General features: G+C 67.9%; 18 protein-coding genes. 13 read left to right on the top strand and 5 right to left on the bottom strand.

Annotated elements, in window-relative coordinates:
* The first annotated feature begins 2 nt into the window (after positions 1–2).
* The 4 genes from hypC to LC066_RS00245 all read left to right on the top strand — a co-directional run bounded on the left by hypC (position 3) and on the right by LC066_RS00245 (position 3905).
* Positions 3–314, top strand: coding sequence for a HypC/HybG/HupF family hydrogenase formation chaperone (gene hypC / locus LC066_RS00260; protein WP_222479305.1), 312 nt, complete (start codon positions 3–5; stop codon positions 312–314).
* Positions 314–1456, top strand: a complete 1143-nt coding sequence (gene hypD / locus LC066_RS00255; protein ID WP_224896063.1) for a hydrogenase formation protein HypD — start codon at positions 314–316, stop codon at positions 1454–1456. The genes hypC and hypD overlap by 1 nt, the downstream gene beginning before the upstream one ends.
* Before the next feature lie 43 nt (positions 1457–1499).
* A complete protein-coding gene (gene hypE / locus LC066_RS00250) occupies positions 1500–2543 on the top strand; it encodes a hydrogenase expression/formation protein HypE (RefSeq protein ID WP_224896062.1) in 1044 nt (347 codons plus the stop codon).
* A 72-nt stretch (positions 2544–2615) separates the two neighbouring features.
* Positions 2616–3905 (top strand): DUF3422 family protein, encoded by a 1290-nt coding sequence (locus LC066_RS00245; protein WP_224896061.1) that lies wholly within the window; start codon positions 2616–2618, stop codon positions 3903–3905.
* A gap of 28 nt (positions 3906–3933) precedes the next feature.
* Here LC066_RS00245 and LC066_RS00240 read toward each other — a convergent pair whose 3' ends face one another.
* Together LC066_RS00240 and LC066_RS00235 are read right to left on the bottom strand one after the other, a co-directional pair.
* On the bottom strand, positions 3934–4206 hold the full coding sequence (locus tag LC066_RS00240; protein ID WP_224896060.1) for a hypothetical protein: 273 nt from the start codon (positions 4204–4206) through the stop codon (positions 3934–3936).
* Positions 4196–7030, bottom strand: a complete 2835-nt coding sequence (locus tag LC066_RS00235) for a bifunctional [glutamine synthetase] adenylyltransferase/[glutamine synthetase]-adenylyl-L-tyrosine phosphorylase (RefSeq protein WP_224896059.1) — start codon at positions 7028–7030, stop codon at positions 4196–4198. The genes LC066_RS00240 and LC066_RS00235 overlap by 11 nt, the downstream gene beginning before the upstream one ends.
* 79 nt (positions 7031–7109) lie before the next feature.
* Here LC066_RS00235 and LC066_RS00230 point away from each other — a divergent pair, with 79 nt between their 5' ends.
* The 5 genes from LC066_RS00230 to LC066_RS00210 all read left to right on the top strand — a co-directional run bounded on the left by LC066_RS00230 (position 7110) and on the right by LC066_RS00210 (position 10648).
* Positions 7110–7577, top strand: coding sequence for a YbaK/EbsC family protein (locus LC066_RS00230; RefSeq protein WP_224896058.1), 468 nt, complete (start codon positions 7110–7112; stop codon positions 7575–7577).
* Positions 7578–7683: 106 nt separating this feature from the next.
* Entirely contained in the window at positions 7684–8184 is a 501-nt protein-coding gene (locus LC066_RS00225) for a DUF2852 domain-containing protein (RefSeq protein ID WP_222479319.1), read from the top strand.
* Between the two features lie 192 nt (positions 8185–8376).
* Positions 8377–8820, top strand: a complete 444-nt coding sequence (locus LC066_RS00220; RefSeq protein ID WP_224896057.1) for an RDD family protein — start codon at positions 8377–8379, stop codon at positions 8818–8820.
* 245 nt (positions 8821–9065) lie between these two features.
* The gene (locus LC066_RS00215) at positions 9066–9884 is read left to right on the top strand and encodes an arginyltransferase (protein ID WP_224896056.1); all 819 of its coding nucleotides are present in this window, start codon (positions 9066–9068) and stop codon (positions 9882–9884) included.
* Between the two features lie 320 nt (positions 9885–10204).
* Positions 10205–10648 (top strand): DUF1236 domain-containing protein, encoded by a 444-nt coding sequence (locus LC066_RS00210; RefSeq protein WP_224896055.1) that lies wholly within the window; start codon positions 10205–10207, stop codon positions 10646–10648.
* 75 nt (positions 10649–10723) lie between these two features.
* On the opposite strand, the gene LC066_RS00205 is transcribed toward LC066_RS00210, so the two are convergent.
* The 3 genes from LC066_RS00205 to LC066_RS00195 all read right to left on the bottom strand — a co-directional run bounded on the left by LC066_RS00205 (position 10724) and on the right by LC066_RS00195 (position 15162).
* Positions 10724–13081, bottom strand: coding sequence for a TRAP transporter large permease (locus LC066_RS00205; RefSeq protein ID WP_224896054.1), 2358 nt, complete (start codon positions 13079–13081; stop codon positions 10724–10726).
* A gap of 13 nt (positions 13082–13094) precedes the next feature.
* A complete protein-coding gene (locus LC066_RS00200; RefSeq protein WP_224896053.1) occupies positions 13095–13988 on the bottom strand; it encodes a TRAP transporter small permease subunit in 894 nt (297 codons plus the stop codon).
* Between the two features lie 88 nt (positions 13989–14076).
* A complete protein-coding gene (locus LC066_RS00195; protein ID WP_224896052.1) occupies positions 14077–15162 on the bottom strand; it encodes a TRAP transporter substrate-binding protein in 1086 nt (361 codons plus the stop codon).
* 318 nt (positions 15163–15480) lie between these two features.
* Here LC066_RS00195 and LC066_RS00190 point away from each other — a divergent pair, with 318 nt between their 5' ends.
* The 4 genes from LC066_RS00190 (at position 15481) to ilvN (ending at position 20426) form a co-directional block, all read left to right on the top strand.
* Positions 15481–16962, top strand: a complete 1482-nt coding sequence (locus tag LC066_RS00190; protein WP_224896051.1) for a cache domain-containing protein — start codon at positions 15481–15483, stop codon at positions 16960–16962.
* A complete protein-coding gene (locus tag LC066_RS00185) occupies positions 16959–17615 on the top strand; it encodes a response regulator transcription factor (protein ID WP_222479333.1) in 657 nt (218 codons plus the stop codon). Before LC066_RS00190 ends, LC066_RS00185 begins: the two co-directional genes overlap by 4 nt.
* A gap of 426 nt (positions 17616–18041) precedes the next feature.
* Positions 18042–19796, top strand: coding sequence for an acetolactate synthase 3 large subunit (locus tag LC066_RS00180; RefSeq protein ID WP_222479335.1), 1755 nt, complete (start codon positions 18042–18044; stop codon positions 19794–19796).
* A 66-nt stretch (positions 19797–19862) separates the two neighbouring features.
* Complete coding sequence (gene ilvN / locus LC066_RS00175; RefSeq protein WP_224896050.1) at positions 19863–20426, top strand: acetolactate synthase small subunit; 564 nt, start codon at positions 19863–19865, stop codon at positions 20424–20426.
* Positions 20427–20470: the final 44 nt, after the last annotated feature.

Genomic DNA, 20470 nt, shown 5'->3' with positions numbered 1-20470 from the left:
CGATGTGTCTTGGTATTCCGGGCCAGATCATAGCCATTTCCGACCCCGCCCGACAGATGGGCCTGGCCGAGATTTCCGGCGTGCGGCGCGAGGTCAGCCTGGCCCCCGTCGCCGACCGCCCCCTGGACCGGCTGGTCGGGGAATGGGTGCTGATCCACGTGGGCTTTGCCATGGCCGTCATCGACGCGGCCGAGGCCGCCGCGACCCTGGAGGCGCTGCGCGAGCTGGGCGAGGCGCAGGAGGCGCTGGACCAGATGGCCGAGGGCGACCGCGCCCTGGCCGCATCTCCCGCCCCCGCCGAAGGAGCCGCCTGATGCGCTATGTCGAGGAATTCCGCGACCCCACGAAGGCCCGCGCCCTGCTGAAGGCCATCGCCCGCAGCGCCGAGACCCTGGGCGCCAGCCGCGCTGCGCCAATCCGCATCATGGAGATCTGCGGCGGCCATACCCATTCGATCTTCCGCTACGGGCTGGACAAGCTGGTGCACGAGGGGATCGAATTCATCCACGGCCCCGGCTGCCCGGTCTGCGTCCTGCCCCGCTCGCGCGTGGACGAGGCCGTGGCCCTGGCCGAACGCCCCGGCGTGATCTTCACCACATTCGGCGATGCCATGCGGGTGCCCGGCACCTCGCGCTCGCTTCTGCAGGCCAAGGCACAGGGGGCGGACGTGCGCACGGTCTATTCGCCGCTGGATGCGCTGGAACTGGCCCGCCGCCACCCGGACCGGGAGGTGATCTTCTTCGGCCTCGGGTTCGAGACGACCACGCCCTCCACCGCGCTGTCGGTGCAGCAGGCGGCGTCGGAGGGGCTGACCAACTTCTCGGTCTTCGTGAACCACATCACCGTGCCGCCGCCGCTGAAGGCGCTGCTGGAGGATCCGCACATGCTGCTGGATGGCTTCGTCGGCCCCGGCCACGTGTCCATGGTGATCGGAACGCATCCCTACGACTTCATCGCCCGCGACTACGGCAAGCCGCTGGTCGTGGCGGGGTTCGAACCGCTGGACCTGCTGCAATCGGTGCTGATGGTGCTGAAGCAGATCCGCGACGGCCGCGCCGAGATCGAGAACCAGTATGCCCGCGTCGTGCCCGAGCATGGCAATCCCGTCTCGCTGGCCGCGATCGAGGCGGTCTATGAACCGCGCCCCAGCTTCGAATGGCGCGGGCTGGGCGAGATCGACGCCAGCGGACTGCGCATGCGCGAGGCCTTCCGCGCCTTCGACGCCGAGGCGCGGTTCCAGGTGGGCTATGGTGCGCCACAGGGCCGGGCCCAGGTCCCCGACCCGGAGGGCTGTGCCTGCGGCCAGGTGATGACGGGGCGGATGAAACCCACGGCCTGCCCGCAGTTCGGGCGCGGCTGCACCCCCGACACCCCGCTGGGCGCGCTGATGGTCAGCTCCGAAGGGGCCTGCGCCGCCTACTGGACCTACGGCGGGGCCCGCGTCGCCGCCGAGTGACCGCCCTTTTTCCACCCAGACCCGACGATCCAGAGGATCCGTGATGAACGCCGCTTCGAAACCGTCCCGCCTTCGAGATACCCATGTCACCCTGTCCCATGGCGGTGGCGGCCGTGCCATGCGCGACCTGATCGAGGAGGTCTTCACCGACGTCTTCCGCCCCGAGGGAGACGAGGATCAGGCGCGGCTGACCGACGCGGCCCTGGCCACGCCCGGCGCCCGTTTGGCCTTCACCACCGACAGTTTCGTCGTCACACCGTTGGAATTTCCCGGCGGCGACATCGGCAAGCTGGCGGTCTGCGGTACGGTCAACGACCTGGCGGTCGGCGGCGCCCGGCCCCTGTGGCTGTCGGCGGCCTTCATCATCGAGGAAGGCACCGAGATCGCCCTGCTGCGCCGCATCGTCGCCTCCATGGCGCGGGAGGCGGAGGCGGCAGGCGTGCGCATCGTCACCGGCGACACCAAGGTCGTCGGGCGCGGATCGGGCGACGGGGTGTTCATCACCACCTCGGGCGTGGGGGTGATCCCCGCGGGGCGCGACCTGGGTGCGGCGCGGATCCGCGAAGGCGACGTGGCGCTGGTCAACGGCGTGCTGGGCGATCATGGCGCGACGATCCTGGCCGCGCGCGGGGACCTGGCGCTCTCCACCCCGCTGGAAAGCGACTGCCAGTCCCTCACCCACCTGATGGAGGCGGTGCTGGCCGCCGCGCCGGGCACCCGCGCGGCCCGCGACGCCACCCGGGGCGGGCTGGCCTCCACCCTGAACGAGATGGCCGAGGCGGCGGGCGTCACGGTCGAGCTGGACGAGGCTGCCCTGCCCCTGCGCACGGAGGTGAAGGGCCTTTGCGAGATCCTCGGGCTGGACCCGCTCTACCTCGCCAACGAAGGAACGCTGGTCCTTTTCGTGCCGGAGGCGGAGGCCGAGGCGGCGCTGGCGGCGATGCGCGCCATCCCGGCGGGACGGGATGCGGCGATTGTCGGCCGGGCCGGACCGCGCGGCGCGGTGCCAGTGACCATGCGCACAGCCTTCGGCGGGCAGCGCATCGTCGACATGCTGGTGGGAGAACAGCTTCCGCGTATATGCTGAGGGTCCGCGCGCCTGCCGCGTCGCCCCTCTCTCCCCCTCCGGCCTCCCGCCGTGCCGACCTGGACCTGACCGATGACCGAAACGCCCCCTGCTCCTGCCCCCGACACGCCGTGCGCCGTTGACCACCCGCTGCGCGCCGCCACGGTGGACGAGTTGCACGCTCGTCCCTTCCCGACGATCCCGCCGGGCAGCTTCGCCTGGTTCGTCGCCCTGCGCCCGCTGCGCCGCAGCGATCGCGACCACGCGGCGGAGCGGGCCCAGCTGGACGGGCTGATCCGCGGCGGCTGCCTGACCCCACCGGCGGAGGGGGCGACGCACTGGTCCGGCCGTCTGGGGCCGCTGACCCTGAAATGGGAAAGCCACACGGAGGTGGTGACCTACCTGATCTGGGGCGCGGTGGAGCGTGACGTGACCGACCTGGCCGCGCGCATCCTGTCAGAGGCGGTCGGTTTGCGCATCGCCTCGGCCCGCTTTCGCGTGACCGAGGTGACGGACGACCAGCAGGTGCGCGACTCCCTGGCCGCCGGGCAAAGCGGCGACAGCCTGGCCGTGGCACGGGTGATCGACGACCAGGCGGTGATCGCCGGGGATTTCCACCCCGACCCCGGAGGCGACATGCGGTTTTCGGTCTTCATCCGCCCCGGCACCGGCCCGGGCCGGACGGGGCGGATCCTGCAACGCCTCTGCGAGATCGAGGCCTACCGCGCCATGGCCATGCTGGGGCTGATCCGCGCGCGCGAAATGGGGCCGGACCTGTCACAGGCCGAGGCGCGGCTGTCGTCCCAGATCGCCGGCATCGGCCAGCCCGACAGCGACGCCCAGGCGACGCTGCAGGCCCTTCTGGACAGCGCCGCCACCCTGGAACAGCTGCACGCGCGCGCCAGCTTCCGCTTCTCCGCCACACAGGCTTATGAACGTATCGTCAACGCCCGCATCCGGGTCCTGCGGGAAGCGCGGTTCGAGGGCCGACAAACCTTTGGCGAATTCATGATGCGCCGCTTCGACCCGGCCATGCGCACGGTCGAGGCCACCGACCGCCGTCTGGCCCAGCTGACCGAACGCGCAGGGCGCGCGGGGGAACTGCTGCGCACCCGGGTCGAGGTGGAGCTGTCGCGGCAGAACCGTGAACTCCTGCTGTCGATGGACCGCCGCTCGGACGAGGCGCTGCGTCTGCAACACACGGTCGAGGGGTTGTCGGTGGTGGCGATATCCTACTACGCCACCTCGCTGGCGCTTTATGTCGCGGCCCCGCTGGAAAGCTACACGGGCCTGGGCAAGACGACCCTGGCGGCCCTGCTGACGCCGGTGGTGGTGCTGCTGACCTGGCTGGCGCTGCGACGGATCCGAAAAGCGCTTCACTGACCGCGATCGGCAGCCCCGGCCCGGGGGCTCAGGGCTTGGCGCGGCGCCCGCGCCAACCGCCGCGACGGCCCGTGGAGGCCAGCCGCGCCAAACCTTCCTGCAAGAGCCCCGTCATCGGATGCCCCTCTGCCCCGGTTCCATGCCGGGCCAGCAACTCCTCCAGCGCCGCGCGCTGATCGGTGCCATCAGGCAGGCTCAGCGCCCAGTCCATGAGGATCGAACGGCATTCCGCCTGGCCCACATGCTCCATGCGGTAGGCTTCTCGGATCAGGGCCTTGGGGTCCAAAGCATCACCTTTCATCGCTTTCCTCCTCCGACGCCTGCGGCGGCGCGGCCTCGCGCTCCAGCACCTGGGAGATCAACTCTCCCGCCCGCTGCGTGGCGTCCTCGAACCGTGCCTCCAGCGCCTCCATGCTCTCGGCACAGGTGTCGCGCAGCAAAAGGGCCCGCCCGCCTTCGCCGATCGTCGCGGGATCGAGGCGATGATCGCTGAGCAACTTGCCCACCTGGCCGATGCTCCATAGCAGGCGGTAGGTGTCGGACAGATGCACCCGCTCCTCCTCCCGCATCCAGCCGCTGCCGACCGCCAGCTGAAGCCCGTCGGCAATCCAGCCCTCGGGATCCCCCGCGATCAGCCCGCCGGCCTGTGCCATCAGCTCGATCTCCTGGTTGCGGCCCCAGCCGACCTTCACCTCCCAGGGGGCGCCGGCCCCCTTGGCCGCCAGGATGCGCCGCCGCATCTCCGCCACCTCGCGCAGAACCGCCCCCTTGTCGCGCCCCTGCGACACGATCCCGGCGCGGAAGGCCATGACATCCGCCGCCAGCGCCTCGGGCCCCGCGATCACCCGCGCCCGCGTCAGCGCCAGGTGTTCCCAGGTCCAGGCGCTTTCGGTCTGATAGCTGCGGTAGGCCGGCCAGGAGGTCGCCACGGGCCCCTGGTTGCCCGAGGGGCGAAGCCGCATGTCCACCTCATAGAGCCGCCCCTGCGCCATGGGCGCCGACAGCGCGGTGACCAGCGCCTGGGTCAGGCGGGAGTAGTAGACGCGGGCCGGCAGCGGGCGGCGCCCTTCGGAGGTGTCCTGCCCGTCGGCATCATAGATCACGATCAGATCCAGATCCGAGCGCGCGTTCAGGCGCCCCGCCCCGAGCGAGCCCATGCCCATGACCACCGCCCCGCGTCCCGGGGCGGGGCCATGGCGGCGGGCGAACTCCTCCTGCACCACCGGCCAGACGCCCTGCAGCACGGCCTCGGCCAGCCCGGCATATTCGGCGCCGGCCTCTTCGGGGGCGATCAGCCCGCGCAGGTGGTGCACACCGATGCGGAAGTGCCATTCCTTGGCCCAGCGTCGCGCCGCATCCAGCCGCGCCTCGTAGTCGGCCTCATGCGCCAGCACCTCGGCCAGTTCGGCCGAAAGCGCCTGCACCCCGGGCCAGGGTTCGAAGAAGCCGCCGCCGATCACCGCGTCGAAGACGCCCGAGTTGCGGCTGAGGTAAAGCGCGAGATCCGGCACCGTGCCCGCGATGTCGCAGATCAGGTCCACCAGCTGCGGATTGGCCTCGAAGAGCGAGAACAGCTGCACCCCCGCCGGCAGCCCCTTCAGGAAGCCGTCGAAGGCCTGCAGCGCCTCATCTGATTTTGCCGCCCGCCGCAGCCCGGCCAGCAGCTGCGGGCGCAGGCGCGAGAAGATCTCCCGCGCGCGGGTCGAGGCCAGCGCGGGGTAATGGTGCCAGCGGTCCAGAACCGCCTCGTCAAACCCGCCATCCTCGGTGTCGGGCCCGTCCGAAGGCGGCGTGGCGGCGCTGGCGTCGGGGGCAAAGAAGGCCTCGGTGGCCTCATGCACCGCCTCCAGGCGCCGGGTCAGCTCTGCGTGCAGCCCGGCCTCGTCCCGCCCCATCAGGGCGGCGATGCGCGCCAGACCTTCGCCGTTGCCGGGCAGCTTGTGGGTCTGGGCGTCGTTGATCATCTGCACGCGGTGTTCCACCTCGCGATGCGCGCGGTAGTGATCGGCCAGCTCGGTCGCCAGCTCCGCGGGCAGCCAGCCCGTCACCGCCAGCCGGCCCAGCGCCGGCACGGTGGCCCGGATGCGCAGCGAGGGATCGCGCCCGCCCGCGATCAGCTGGTGGAACTGGGCGAAGAACTCGATCTCGCGGATGCCGCCGCGCCCCAGCTTCATGTCGTGCCCGGGCAGGCAGAGCGGCCCGTGGTAGCCCTTGCTGTCGCGGATCGCCAGGCGCACCGCATGGGCGTCCTGGATGGCCGCGTAGTCAAGGTGCCGCCGCCAGACGAAGGGGCGCAGCGTCGCGATGAACTGCTCCCCCCGGCCCACATCGCCCGCACAGGCGCGGGCCTTGATGTAGGCTGCCCGTTCCCAGGTCCGCCCGACACTTTCGTAGTAGTGCTCCGCCGCCTCCATCCCGACGCAGACCGGGGTAACCGACGGGTCGGGGCGCAGCCGCAGGTCGGTGCGGAAGACATAGCCCTCGCCGGTGATCTCGCTCAGCAGGGACGACATCTTGCGCACCGCCCGTATCAGCGCCGGGCGCGCCTCGCGGTGATCCTCGAACCGATCCTCGTCGTAGAGCGCGATCAGGTCGATGTCGGAGGAATAGTTCAGCTCCCCCGCGCCCATCTTGCCCATGGCCAGCAGGGTGATGCCACAGCCGGTGCCAAGATCGGCCTCGGTCATCTCGGGCAGTTTCTTCCGCTTCAGCTCGGCCGCCAGGCCCGCGCGCAGGGCCACGCCCGCGGACAGGTCGGCGAAATCGGTCAGCGCGCCGGTCACCTCCTCCAGCCGCCAGGCGCCCGACAGGTCGGCCAGCGCCACGATCAGCGCCATGCGCCGCTTGCCCCGGCGCAGTTCCGACCCCAGCGACGGGTCCAGCGGGTCGAGCCCCTGCAATCGCGCGCCTTCGGCGGACAGCGTTGCGCGCGGGGCCTCCAGCGCGCCGCGCAGCCAGTCGGCCTCCTTGGCCATCAGTCCTGCCAGGTAGGGCGAACTGCCGCCCGTGCCCTCCAGAAGCTCCGCCATCCGGCCATCGACCTCCGGAAATAGCGCGCGCACTTCGGCGCCCTTGTCTGGATCGAAGGGACGGGGACAGCGGGTGATCGTGAGGATGTCGTTCATGGCCGGAAGGTGCGGCGCGGCGCGGCTCTGGTCAATCCCCGACAGGCGCGGCATCCTCGCGCCGCAAAAGGAGACGAGCATGAGCAAGAGCCTGAAACGTGTGACGCGCGCCCTTGAAGAGGCCGGGATCGACACCGACATCCAGGACCTGGGCGAGACCCGCACCGCCCAGCAGGCCGCCGACGCCGCCGGTTGCGCGCTGGATCAGATCGCCAAGTCGATCATCTTTCGCGGGGAAGACAGCGGCGAGGCGATCCTGTTCCTGACCGCGGGCGGCAACAGGGTCGATGCGGCGAAGGCCAGCGCCGTGGCCGGGGAACCGCTGGGCAAGGCCGATGCCGCGCTGATCCGGGCGCAGACGGGCTTTGCCATCGGCGGTGTCAGCCCCATCGGGCACCTCAACCCGATCCGCGCCTACCTGGACCCGCGCCTGCTCGACTTCGACCGGATCTGGGCCGCCGCGGGCACGCCACGCCATGTCTTTGCCATGGATGCGCATATCCTCCCCCGGCTGACGGGCGCGCAAACTTCTGATTTCACTGAGTGATCCCGGATAATGTAAAATAGTTTCACATAGGGGCTTGCACGGAGCCTCGGGGATGCCAATCTATTCAATGTGAAAGACGTTCACATCCATCCACGAGGAGACACCAATGACCACCGCCACCTATTCGCCCCGTCACGACGCGCCGCAACGGCGCAGCTGGCTGGGCCGGACCGAGGACTGGCTCGACAGCAAGGGGAAAGGGGCCTGGATCGCCGCGATGGTCCTGGGCTTCATCTTCTTCTGGCCGATCGGCCTCGCCATCCTGTTCTACATGATCTGGGGAAAACAGATGTTCGGAAAATCCTGCCGCAACAGCCGCGCCCGTGACATCCAGGGCCACATGCAGGCAATGCGCCGCTCGGGCTACGCCGCGATGCGCCCCTCGGGCAACAGCGCCTTCGACGCCTACAAGGAAGAGACCCTGCGCCGTCTGGAAGACGAGCAGGAACAGTTCGAGGCCTTCCTGGAACGCCTGCGGGCCGCCAAGGACAAGGCCGAGTTCGACCAGTTCATGGATGAACGCGCCGACCGCGCCCGCGCAGAGCGTGACGCCGTGGCCCGCTCGGGCGACGACGACCAGGCGCCCAAGCCCTACGCCGAGGTCTGATCCCGGCTCCGGCCCCCGCGGGGGCCGGCCGCCCGTCCCTGACCAAGGCGGCATGGGTCCCCCTGCCGCCTGCTTTTCCCGCCACAGCCCCCGAACCGATGCGCCCCGCGTCGCCCTGCCCCTTGCGGCCTGCCCGAAGCAGCGCCAGTCTGGGGCCAGCCCGGGCCTGCGCGCCCCTTCACGGAGACCCCGATGACCCCCGCCTATCCCCTGCCCGATCCGGACCTTTCGCCCGCCCCCTACCAGGGCGTCGCGGTCAAGCGCGGCCTGGCCTGGCTGGTCGACATGGCGCTGATCCTGTTCCTGGCGGCGCTGACGATCCCCTTCACCGTCTTCCTGTCGCTGTTCTTCTTCCCGGCCATGGTGCTGCTGGTGGGGTTCTTCTACCGGCTCTTCACCATCGCCTCCAGCTCGGCCACCTGGGGCATGCGCCTCTTCGGGATCGAGTTCCGCACCCTCGAAGGCGAACAGCTTTCGGGTCAGGACGCCCTGCTGCACGTGCTGGGCTACACCGTGTCGCTGGCGATCTCGCCGCTGCAGCTGATCTCGGTGATCATGATGTGCGTCACCCCCTATGGCCAGGGCCTGACCGACTTGGTGCTGAACACCACCGCGGTGAACAGCCCCCGCCGCTGAGGCCCCGGCCCTGAGGCTTCCACCCGCCGGTCCCCGCCTGCGCCGATGCGGCGCAACGCGAGGGGCTTGGCGGGGGCGACCTTCGTTGCTATCGTCTCGGCAAATCAGACGGCGCCCGGGTGCACTCGCCCGCGGCGCCGCCGACGACTGACCACCCCGCCGGACTTCCCGCGCCCCGCCAGAAGATCCGGGCGATCCCCGATGCCACCGAAAGACCGTCCCGACAGCCGACACAGTTCCGACCCATGCGCCATTCGCTTCCGCTTGCCCCCCAGTTCTACGTGACGGCCCCCCAGCCCTGCCCCTACCTTGAGGGCCGGATGGAACGGAAGCTGTTCACCTCCCTGCAGGGGGAAACCGCGGAGCAGCTGAACAACACGCTGTCGAAACAGGGCTTCCGCCGCTCGCAGAACGTGCTCTACCGGCCGTCTTGCGCCGATTGCGCCGCCTGCCTGTCGGCGCGGATCGACGTCTCGGCCTTCACCCCCTCCAAGAGCCAGCGCCGGGTGATCAAGCGCAATGCCGACATCGAGCGGCGCGCCACCTCCCCCTGGGCCACGGAGGAGCAATATGCCCTCTTCCGCCGCTACCTCGACAGCCGCCACGCCGATGGCGGCATGGCCGACATGGATGTGTTCGAGTTCGCCGCGATGATCGAGGAAACCCCGATCCGGTCGCGGGTGGTGGAATATGTCGACGCGGATGGCGGCCTGTGCGCCGCCGGGCTGACCGATGTCCTCGATGACGGGGTGTCGATGGTCTATTCCTTCTACGACCCGACGATGGAGCGGCGCTCTCTCGGCACCTACCTGATCCTCGATCATATCGAGATCGCCCGCCAGGCCGGCCTGCCGTATGTCTACTTGGGCTACTGGGTGCCCGGCTCCCCCAAGATGGGCTACAAGTGCAAGTTCTCGGGTCTGGAGCTGTATCACAACGGCACCTGGCAGAGGATGCGGCAGCCGTCGGATTACGACAGCACCACTCATCCGCTGAAATCCGATCCGATCGCCGAACAGGTGGCCAACATCACCCTGCCCGACACCCGCGGCCCGCTGCGCTGAGGCCAGCCGCCGCCGGAATGCAGATTTCCCGCCGATGCGGGCTGCAACCACCTGCCAAACTCCGCCGCCCTGCCCGGGACCGGTCCGCCGCTCCGGAACCTGCGGCTTTTCGCCGGTGCTTCCCCTGCGTCCAGCCCCGTCCTGCGGCGACTTCCTGCCCGTTCGGGTCTGCCGCCCCCGATGCCGGACCCGTCCGCCATGTCCCGCCGTTGTCCTGTCACCGACGCCGGGGCGCCGCCCTCTCGCTACAGGCGCCCCGGCATGAAATCGGCCCCCAAGGTCTTCAATGGACCAAGGGCCATCAATGGAAAGGACACGCCATGTTCAAGAAAGCCATCCTCACCGCCGCCGCCGGTTCCACGCTGATCGCCGGGGGCGTCGCCGCCCAGACCGCGACGACCACGACCACCTCGACCTACTCGGTCGACAACTCCGACCAGGTCGAGGACAACGCGCGCTCCGGTCTGGTCGCCGGCGCCACCGCAGGGGCCATCGCAGGCGGCCCGGTGGGGGCCATCGTCGGCGGCGCCATCGGCGCCACGGCAGGCAACCAGCTGACGCCGGACACCAAGACGGTCACCTACGTGCAGCAGAACCCGGTGCGCGTCGTGCCGATGCAGGGCGATGTCGTCGCGGGCTATGTCGTGCCCGACACCGTGACCCTGACGCCGGTGCCCGAGAGCCAGTTCGCCTATGTCTACACGGACCAGGCCCCGGTGATCGTCGATCCGCAGACGCGTGAGGTGATCACCATCGTGCGCTAATCCGGCTTCAATGGCACCACGCAGAACGGCCCGGGCATTGCCCGGGCCGTTTCAGTTTCCGCTCTGGCCTGTCAATCAGTTGCCAATCAGGTCCGGCACGATGGTCACGATGCCCGGCACGAACCACAGCAGCGCCAGCCCCACCACCTGGATCAGCACGAAGGGAATGATCCCGCGGTAGATATGGCCCGTGGTCACGCTCGCCGGGGCTACCCCGCGCAGGTAGAACAGCGCGAAGCCGAAGGGCGGCGTCAGGAAGGACGTCTGCAGGTTCACCGCGATCATGATCGTCACCCACTTGGGATCGAAGGTGCCGCCATAGATGACCGGCCCGACGATCGGGATGACGATGTAGATGATCTCCAGGAAGTCCAGGACGAAGCCCAACACGAAGAGCACCAGCATCACGATCAGGAAGACCTGGAACTCGCTGTCGAAGCTCTTGAGGAACTGCTGGATGTAGTGTTCGCCCCCGAAGGAGATCACCACGAGGTTCAGCAGTTGCGAGCCCACCAGGATGGTGAAGACCATCGAGGTCACCTTCGCCGTTTCCCGCACGATCTTGCCCAGCACCGAGGTGCGCAGCAGGACCCAGCCGGAATAGATCAGGCCGAAGCAAGCGAACATGAAGCAGACCGCAGCGGCGAGATAGGCCAGGTAGCCTTCCACCGCGACCTCGGCCTGGGTGATCCGCAGGTCGAAATTGGCGCCCAACAGGATCAGGGCGATCAGCGCGAAGGTGGACCAGATGATGATCCAGGGATCGCGCCCCTCTTCCTTCAGCTTGCGGTAGGCCGCCAGCAGGATGGCCCCGCCCGCGCCCAGGGCCGCCGCCGGCGTCGGGTTGGTGATGCCGCCCAGGATCGAACCCAGCACCGCGACGATCAGCACCAGCGGCGGGAAGACCACGCGGATCAGCTCGTTCGAAGCCAAGCGCGCCGCGGCGTGTTTGCAGGCCCAGAGCGCGACGACCAGCGGGATCGCGATTATCAGCAGCGTTGCGCCGGCCGACATGGCCGGATGGATGAACAGCACGTCCAGAAGCGCGATCACCGCCAGCGCCGCGGCCCCAATGACCAGCGGACGCCCATCATCGGCCGGGCGCACGCCCCGCGCGGTGGCCAGCACCAGCCCGAGAAGCACGATGATCGTGGCAATGCCGGTGCCGATCGGCGCCGCGCCGGCCGCCTTGGCGGCAATCGCCGCGGTGATCTCCTCGGCGCTCAGTTCGTGACCCTCTTCCAGCCCGCCGGCCGCCATGATGGCCTCCTGCTGGGCGACGGCGAGATCCCACTTGGCCTGGCCGTGCAGTTCAATCATAGCGGCCTGGCAGGTCTCGGAGACATTGGTGCGCAGGATCGCGCCCTCGCCGCCCTGGGCGAAGTTCGACACCGCCAGATCCTGGCTACCGACGACGCCCACCTGGGACAGCACCACGGTGCCGACGATCAGGATGGCAGGGACGACGAAGAACCATGTCAGCGCCTCTTGCCGGGTGATGATCGCGTGCTGGGTATGCTCGCCCGAATGCACCGCCGGGGCGTTCTGCGGCCGCACCAGCGCGTAGAGGAAGGCATAGCCCGCATAGAGGCCCGCGAGCAGGATCCCCGGCAGCATCGCCGCCTGGAACAGCGTGCCGACCGAGACCACGGCCGGACGGCCCAGGTAAGTGAGCGCATCGGTACAGCCGAAGCTTTGCGCCCGCGCTTCCTGTGCGGCTGAGTAGAGATCGCCCGAGAGCGTGCCCAGAAGGACCAGCACGATGGAGGGCGGAATGATCTGACCCAGGGTGCCCGAGGCGGCAATAACGCCGGTGGACAGCTCGGGCGAGTAGCCGTTGCGCAGCATGGTGGGCAGCGACAGAAGGCCCATGGTCACCACCGTCGCGCCGACGATGCCGGTGGAGGCCGCAAGGAAGGCGCCGACGACGACAACCGACACGGCCAGGCCGCCCGGCAGCGGCCCGAAGACGCGCGCCATGGTGGTCAGCAGGTCATTGGCGATCTTCGAGCGTTCCAGGGTGATCCCCATCATCACGAACATCAGCACCGCCAGCAGCGTCTCGATCGACTGGCCGGCGAAGACCCGTTCGTTCATCCGGTTCACGATGAAGCTGATGTTGCGGTCCATCGCGGTTTCCCAACCGCGCTCGAACACCGGCACGCCCACGGTCGGCAGCTCCGGGTATCGGAAATGCGAGATCGTGTCGGGATGCACCCCCGAGGCCGTCAGCGCCCGGTAGGCCTCGCTGCCGGTGTCGATGGCCTGGTGGATCAGGATGCCGCTGGCATCCAGGTAGGCGATGATGGTGAAGGCGAAGAGGCCCGCACCGGGGATCGCGAAGGCCACCGGGAAGCCCGAGAGGATGCCCGCGAAAAGGCTCAGGAATACGATCAGAAGGCCGATCTCGACCCCATCAAGTCCGAAAAGCATGTGTCAGGTTCCCTCAGTGCGTGCCTTCGTAGGCTTCTTCTCCGGACCCGAGCGTGTCGAGATCCAGGTATTTGCCCGCGCTTTCCTCGCCTTCCACGAACTCCAGGTAGGAGCGGTAGAGGAAGGCCACCGCCTGGACGAAGACCAGGGCGACGAAGCACAGGATGAGGATCTTGAAGAGGAAGTAGGCGTTGAAGCCGTCGGGGCTGAAGCCGATGGTTTCCACGTTCCATTTCACGATCCGGGATTTGCGCAGCATCATCTCCAGCTGGTCACTGGCCGAGACCTTGGGCGTGATCAGGTGGCGCCAGAGGAAGAACCAGGAATACATCCAGGTCAGCACCGCCACGGGGATCATGAAGAAGAGCGCGCCGAACATATCCACGGCGCGCTTGGCGCGGTGGCCGATGGCGGCATAGACCAGATCGACCCGCACGTGGGAGCCCTGCACGAAGGCATAGGCCACGCAAAGCGCGACCACGGCGGCGTTCCACAGCTTCAGCCCCTCGGCGTACCAGCCCACCGACTGGGTGAACCCGATGCCGAGCGGCGCGATGGTGATCTCGCCCAGCCGGAAGATGGATTGCAGGAAGACGATCAGGATCTGCTGCGCCACCATGATCAGGCCGGCCCAGGCGGCGGTACGGCCCACGGCATTGCCGAAGCCTTCCAGCACCCGCACGCAGCCCCACATGAAGGGCCGGTAGAGCAGACCAGCCAGGGTCACCAGCAGGAAGATGTCGAAGACGGCGAAGAACAGCTCGACCGAGCCGCCGTAATAGATGAAGCGGATCAGCGCTTCCTTGTCAGACCAGTCCAGCCACAGCCCCGGTTGGGTCACCGCAAGGGCAATGTGGTAAAAGCCAAGACCGATCTGCGTCACGAACCAGATGAGCCCGTCGAGCATCCTGTCCCCCCACCTCGATATTCTTTGTCAGGAAGGGCTGCGCACCGGCGTCGGTGCGCAGCCCGGATCATGTTGCCGATGGCGCGGATCAGCCGCCCAGGACGCGGTTCCGCTGCGCGGTGTAGGCGCTGTCCGACACGCTCATCCAGCCAGAGGCCGAGGCCATCGACGCTTCGGCGGAGTTGCGGATCTCGGCGAAGATCTCGTCATCCATGAAGCCGTCCAGCACCTCTTTCGAGGCGGAGCCATAGGCGTCCCAGACGTCGTCTGGGAATTCCTGCACCTGGATGCCGGTCGAGCGCAGACGATCCAGCGCCGGGCCGTTGTTGGCGATGAACAGCGCGTAGTTATGCTGATGCGCTTCCGCCGCGGCCACTTCGATGATCTTCTGCTGTTCCGGGGTCAGGCCCTCGAAGACGGAGAGGTTGCAGGCCACGGAGAGCGCGGCGCCCGGCTCATGGAAACCGGCCGGATAGTAGTTCTTGCAGACTTCCTGCAGGCCCAGCTTCTCATCCGACCACGGGCCGATCCACTCGGTCCCGTCCAGCGCGCCGGTGGACAGCGCCTGGTAGATCTCGCCGCCCGGCAGCACCTGCACGGAGGCGCCCAGGTTCGACAGCGCCTGGCCACCGAGGCCCGGCATGCGGAACTTCAGCCCCTTGAAATCATCGGCCGAGTTGATCGGGTCACGGAACCAGCCGCCGCCCTGGGCCGCGGTCTGACCGGCCAGGAAGGACTTCAGGCCGAAGATCTCGCCCAGCTGGTGATGCAGCGCCATACCACCGTTGGCATAGTACCAGGTCATCATTTCCGGGGCGGTCATGCCGAAGGGCACGGTGGTGAAATAGGCCCAGGCGGGATGCTGACCGACGAAATAGTAATCCGCGCCGTGGTACATGTCGGCCTGGCCCGCGGTCACGGCGTCGAACACTTCCAGTGCCCCCACCAGTTCGCCGGCAGCCTTTGCCTCGACGACCATGGAGCCGCCCGACATCTCGTTGACATTGTTGACGAAACGCTCAACCGAGTCCCAGACGCCCGCCAGGCCGCGTGGCCAGGTGGTCACCATGGTCAGCTTGACCTGACCCTGCGCGACGGCCGGTGCGGCCAGCGATGCGGCTGCGGCAGCCCCCCCGCCGATGGCGGAAGTTTTCAGAAAAGAACGACGATCCATTTGGGCTCCTCCCCATGTGTCCCCGCCTCTCCCTCCCGGAGAGACGTCCTCAGTGCAGTGGACCCTAGCCGCAGCCCCGAAACCGCGAAATACCAAAGATTACGTAGTTCGCCCGCAATCTTTGCAGAAAATACCCGAACACGCGGGCGTGAACACCAGGTCACACGGTTTTCCTTGCCCCGCTGCGCCGCTATTTGTGGGATAAACGCCCCGTGACCCACGGGAGAGGAATCACCCGGCCGCCCTGCCCTGTGCCGCGTGCGCCGCCCCGACACCGGCCTTCGCGGCCGCCGCGCCGAAAGGTCCCCGACCCGTCCTATGCCCCGCCCTGCCCCCCGGCCCCTTCTGTCCCGCATCAGCCTGACCTACGGCCAGAAGCTCTTCCTTCTGGCCACCCTGCCGCTGATCCTGGCCGTGGCCGCGATCTCGATCCTGGTGCAGGCCCAGTCGCGCGAATTGGCCGAACGCGAGATCGCGGCGCTGGAACGGCAGATGATCCTGGCCAAGCAGGCAGAGCTGCGCAACTACGTCGACCAAGCGCGCAACGGGCTGAACCGGGTCTACGGCATGGCCGGGCCGGACGACCTGTCCGCGCAGGAAACGGTGAAGCAGATCCTGTCGGCTATGATCTACGGCAACGAGGGCTTCTTCTTCGTCTACGACTACGACGGCACCAACCTGGTGTCGCCGCGCCAGACCGACATGATCGGTGAAAACTGGTGGGACCTGCGCGACGGCAACGGCAAATACGTGGTGCGCGAGTTCATCGAGACCGCACGCGAGGGCACCGGCTATGTCACCCACCTCTGGCCCAAGCCGGACACCGGGGAAGAGGCGCTGATGGTCTCCTACGTCACGGCGCTGCATTCATGGAAATGGGCCATGGGCACCGGCGTCTTCATCGACGACGTGCTGGCCACCACCGCCGCCGCCCGCGCCGACGTGGAGGCGCGGGTGCAGCGTACCTTCCTCTACATCGGGGCGATCACCGCCGCCGCGCTGGTGCTGGTCTTCGCCTCCGGCCTCTTGATCAACATCCGCGAACGCCGCCTGGCGGACGCCAAGCTGACGGCGCTGACGCAACGGGTCTTCGACGCCCAGGAAGAGGAACGCGGCCGGGTCGCGCGGGAATTGCACGACGGTATCTCGCAGCTCCTCGTCGGGGTGAAATACGCCCTCGACGCCGCGCGGCGCCGGCTCGATGCCGGGGACGCGCGGGCCGGCGAGCAGCTGGACCGGGGCATGGACAGCCTGTCCGGCGCCATCCAGGAGGTGCGCCGGATCTCCCGCGACCTGCGCCCGGGGGTGCTGGACGATCTGGGCCTCGGCCCCGCGCTGAAGGCCCTGGTGGAGGATTTCGGCGCCCGCACAGGCATCGAGACCGAGTTCACCACCGTCGTCTTCCGCAACCGGCTGCACAATGATGCCAAGATCGGTCTCTACCGCATCGCCCAGGAGGCGCTGACCAATGTCGAACGCCATTCCGGCGCGACCCGGGTGGAGATGGACCTGCGCGGCCACCGATCAGGCGCCACGTTGAAGATCCATGACAACGGTCGCGGCCTGCCGCCCCATGCCGATGAGGCGCGCGGCATGGGCCTGCGCAACATGCAGGAACGGGTCGACCAGATGGGCGGCACCCTGCATATCAGCGGCCAGCGGTCCGGCCCGGACCATGGCACCCGGATCGAGGTCACCGTGCCCCTGTCCAAGGTGATCGACGCCGCCTCTCCCGATCTCGACACCCAGGACCGCCCGACGCGCCCGCAAAAGCCCGACGCAACGAAGGACACCGCATGACCGACACGCCCGAGACACCGCAGATGATCCGCGTCGCCATCGTCGACGACCACCCCATGGTGGCCGAGGGGATCGAGGCGATCCTCGACAGTTTCCCCGACATCGCCGTGGTGGGCACCTATCGCAACGGCCGGGCGATCATCGACGCGGTGGAGGACGTCCGGCCCGACGTGATCCTGCTGGATCTCAACATGCCCGAGATGGGCGGGCTGACCGCCTGCGAGATCCTGCTGGAGGAACACCCCTGGCTGAAGATCCTGATCCTGTCGATGCACGACAGCCCCGAATATATCTCCACCGCGCTGGACCACGGGGCGCTTGGCTACATCCTGAAGGACGTGCCGACGGATGAGATCAAGACGGCGATCGACATGGTGATGCAGGGCGAACGCTATCTCTGCACCGGCGCCCAGGGCTCTCTGGCGCCGCCGCGCGGTGCCGGTCACCTAACCAACCGCGAACAGACGATCCTGCTGCAGCTGGCCCAGGGCAAGTCGAACAAGGAAGTCGCCATCGCCCTCGACATCTCCGTGCGCACGGTCGAGACGCATCGCAAGAACCTGAAGAAGAAGCTGGGCATCTCCTCCACCGCCGGGCTGACCCGCTATGCGATGGAACATGGCGTGCTGCAGGCCCCGGGCAGGAGTTTCTGAGCCCCGCCGCCGGGCACCGCGCCGTCCCGGCTCTCCTATTTGCTGGAAGTATCCCGAGGGGGAGTCGCATCGCAGAGGCGGCCGGGGCACCGTTCCCCGGCCCCGCCTGCCGGCCCGCGCAAAGATTCCCGGCGGCACACGCAACTTTCGGAAATAAAACCGGCCCTTCGCGACATTTTTCTACAGGATTAGCCATTGACCTCGCCCCACCGACCTCCTATTCCTCCTCTCACGACTGAAGGAGCCCTCGGGACATGACCGCACTAGTAATTATTGTAGGAGCTTGGCGCGTGGGCCGGTGAAAGCCGGAAACCCTATCAGGATCCCATGCGCCCCCGGATTGTCCCCCGGGGGTTTTTTATTGTCCGCGGCCCGGCCCGCGGTGTGAGGAGAAGCCGCCCCTGCGGCGACAGACGGAGAAGCAAGATGGCACGTCAGATGAGCGGTGCGAAAATGGTGGTCCAGGCCCTGAGGGATCAGGGTGTGGACACGGTATTCGGCTATCCCGGCGGGGCCGTCCTGCCGATCTATGACGAGATCTTCCAGCAGAACGACATTCGCCACATCCTGGTGCGTCACGAACAGGCCGCGGTGCATGCCGCCGAAGGCTATGCGCGCTCCACCGGCAAGCCGGGCGTGGCCCTGGTGACTTCCGGCCCTGGCGCGACCAACGCCGTGACGGGCCTGACCGATGCGCTGATGGATTCCATTCCGCTGATCGTCCTGTCGGGCCAAGTCCCCACCTTCATGATCGGCACCGACGGCTTCCAGGAAGCCGACACCGTCGGCATCACCCGTCCCTGCACCAAGCACAACTGGCTGGTCCAGGATACCGAGGACCTGCCGCGCCTGCTGCATGCCGCCTTCCATGTCGCCACCTCCGGCCGTCCGGGCCCCGTCCTGGTCGACATCCCCAAGGACGTGCAGTTCGCCACCGGCACCTACACCGCCAAGCCGAAAGCCTCGGAGTTCCGCTACCAGCCGCCCGTGAAGGGCGACATGGAGGAAATCACCGAGCTGGTCGCCGCGCTGGAAACCGCCAAGAAGCCCGTCTTCTACACCGGCGGCGGCGTCATCAACTCCGGCCCCGCGGCGAGCCAGCTTCTGCGCGAACTGGTGGAGGCCACCGGCGCGCCGATCACCTCGACCCTGATGGGCCTTGGCGCCTACCCGGCCTCAGGCGACAAGTGGTTGGGGATGCTTGGCATGCACGGCCTCTACGAGGCGAACATGGCGATGCACGACTGCGATCTGATGATCTGCGTCGGCGCCCGCTTCGACGACCGGATCACCGGCCGCACCGATGCCTTCTCGCCGCATTCGGTGAAGGCCCATATCGACATCGACCCCAGTTCGATCAACAAGATCATCCACGTCGATTTCCCGATCGTCGGCGACGTGGCCCACGTGCTGGAAGACCTGCTGCGCGTCTGGAAGGCCCGCGGCCGCAAGATGGACCGCGAGGCGCTGGCCAAGTGGTGGCAGAAGATCGAGGGCTGGAAGACGAAGAACTGTCTGGCCTACAAAAACTCGGAAACGGTCATCAAACCCCAGTACGCGCTGGAGCGGCTGGAGGCCCTGACCAAGGGGATGGATCGCTACATCACCACCGAGGTCGGCCAGCACCAGATGTGGGCCGCGCAGTTCCTGCATTTCGACGACCCGAACCGCTGGATGACCTCTGGCGGCCTGGGCACCATGGGCTATGGCTTCCCCGCCTCCGTGGGCGTGCAGCAGGCGCATCCGGGCGCGCTGGTCGTCAACGTCGCCGGCGAGGCGTCCTGGCTGATGAACATGCAGGAAATGGGTACGGCCATGCAGTACGGCCTGCCGGTGAAGCAGTTCATCCTCAACAACGAACGCCTCGGCATGGTGCGCCAGTGGCAGCAGCTGCTGCACGGCGAACGCTATTCGTCGAGCTGGTCGGAAAGCCTGCCCGATTTCGTCAAGCTGGCCGAGGCCTTCGGCGCCAAGGGGATCCAGTGTTCCGACCCCGCCGATCTGGACGATGCGATCATGGAGATGATCAATTACGACGGCCCGGTGATCTTCGACTGCCTGGTGGAGAAACACGAGAATTGCTTCCCGATGATCCCCTCGGGCAAGGCGCATAACGAGATGCTGCTTGGCGACGCCTCGACCGAAGGCGCCATCCAGGCCGGCGGCGCCGTGCTGGTGTGATGAACCGAAGGTAAGGCGGGTCCCCCCGCCCTGCCGTCTCAACGGATCTCCTTCGGAGGAAAGAAGATGAACGCTCTGAAACTGAAAAAAGGCTCGACGAGCCATTCGGCCTACAATCTACGCCCCACCTTCTCGGACACGATCGAACAGCACACGCTGGCGGTGGTCGTGGACAACGAGGCGGGCGTGCTGGCACGGGTCATCGGCCTGTTCTCGGGTCGCGGCTACAACATCGAAAGCCTGACGGTGGCCGAGGTGGATCATACCGGCAAGCGGTCCCGCATCACCATCGTCACCCGCGGCACGCCGCAGGTGATCGAACAGATCAAGGCCCAGCTGGGGCGCATCGTGCCGGTCCACCAGGTCAACGACCTGACCGTCGAGGGCCCAACGGTGGAACGCGAACTGGCGCTGATCAAGGTCGCGGGCGACGGCGACAAGCGGGTCGAGGCGCTGCGCCTGGCGGACATCTTCCGCGCCAAGGTGGTGGATTCCACCCTGACCAGCTTTACCTTCGAACTGACCGGCACGCCGGACAAGATCGACGCCTTCGCCGAGCTGATGCGCCCGCTGGGTCTGGCTGAACTGGCCCGTACCGGCGTCGCGGCGCTGTCGCGCGGCGAAAGCTGACGGCAATCCGGCGGCGGGGTCTGGTCCCGCCCCCGGTCACAGCC

Origin of the sequence: Pseudooceanicola marinus, assembly GCF_020177265.1 — a bacterium.
Classification (GTDB): domain Bacteria; phylum Pseudomonadota; class Alphaproteobacteria; order Rhodobacterales; family Rhodobacteraceae; genus Pseudooceanicola; species Pseudooceanicola marinus_A.
This window is presented reverse-complemented; position numbering and strand designations above follow the sequence as displayed.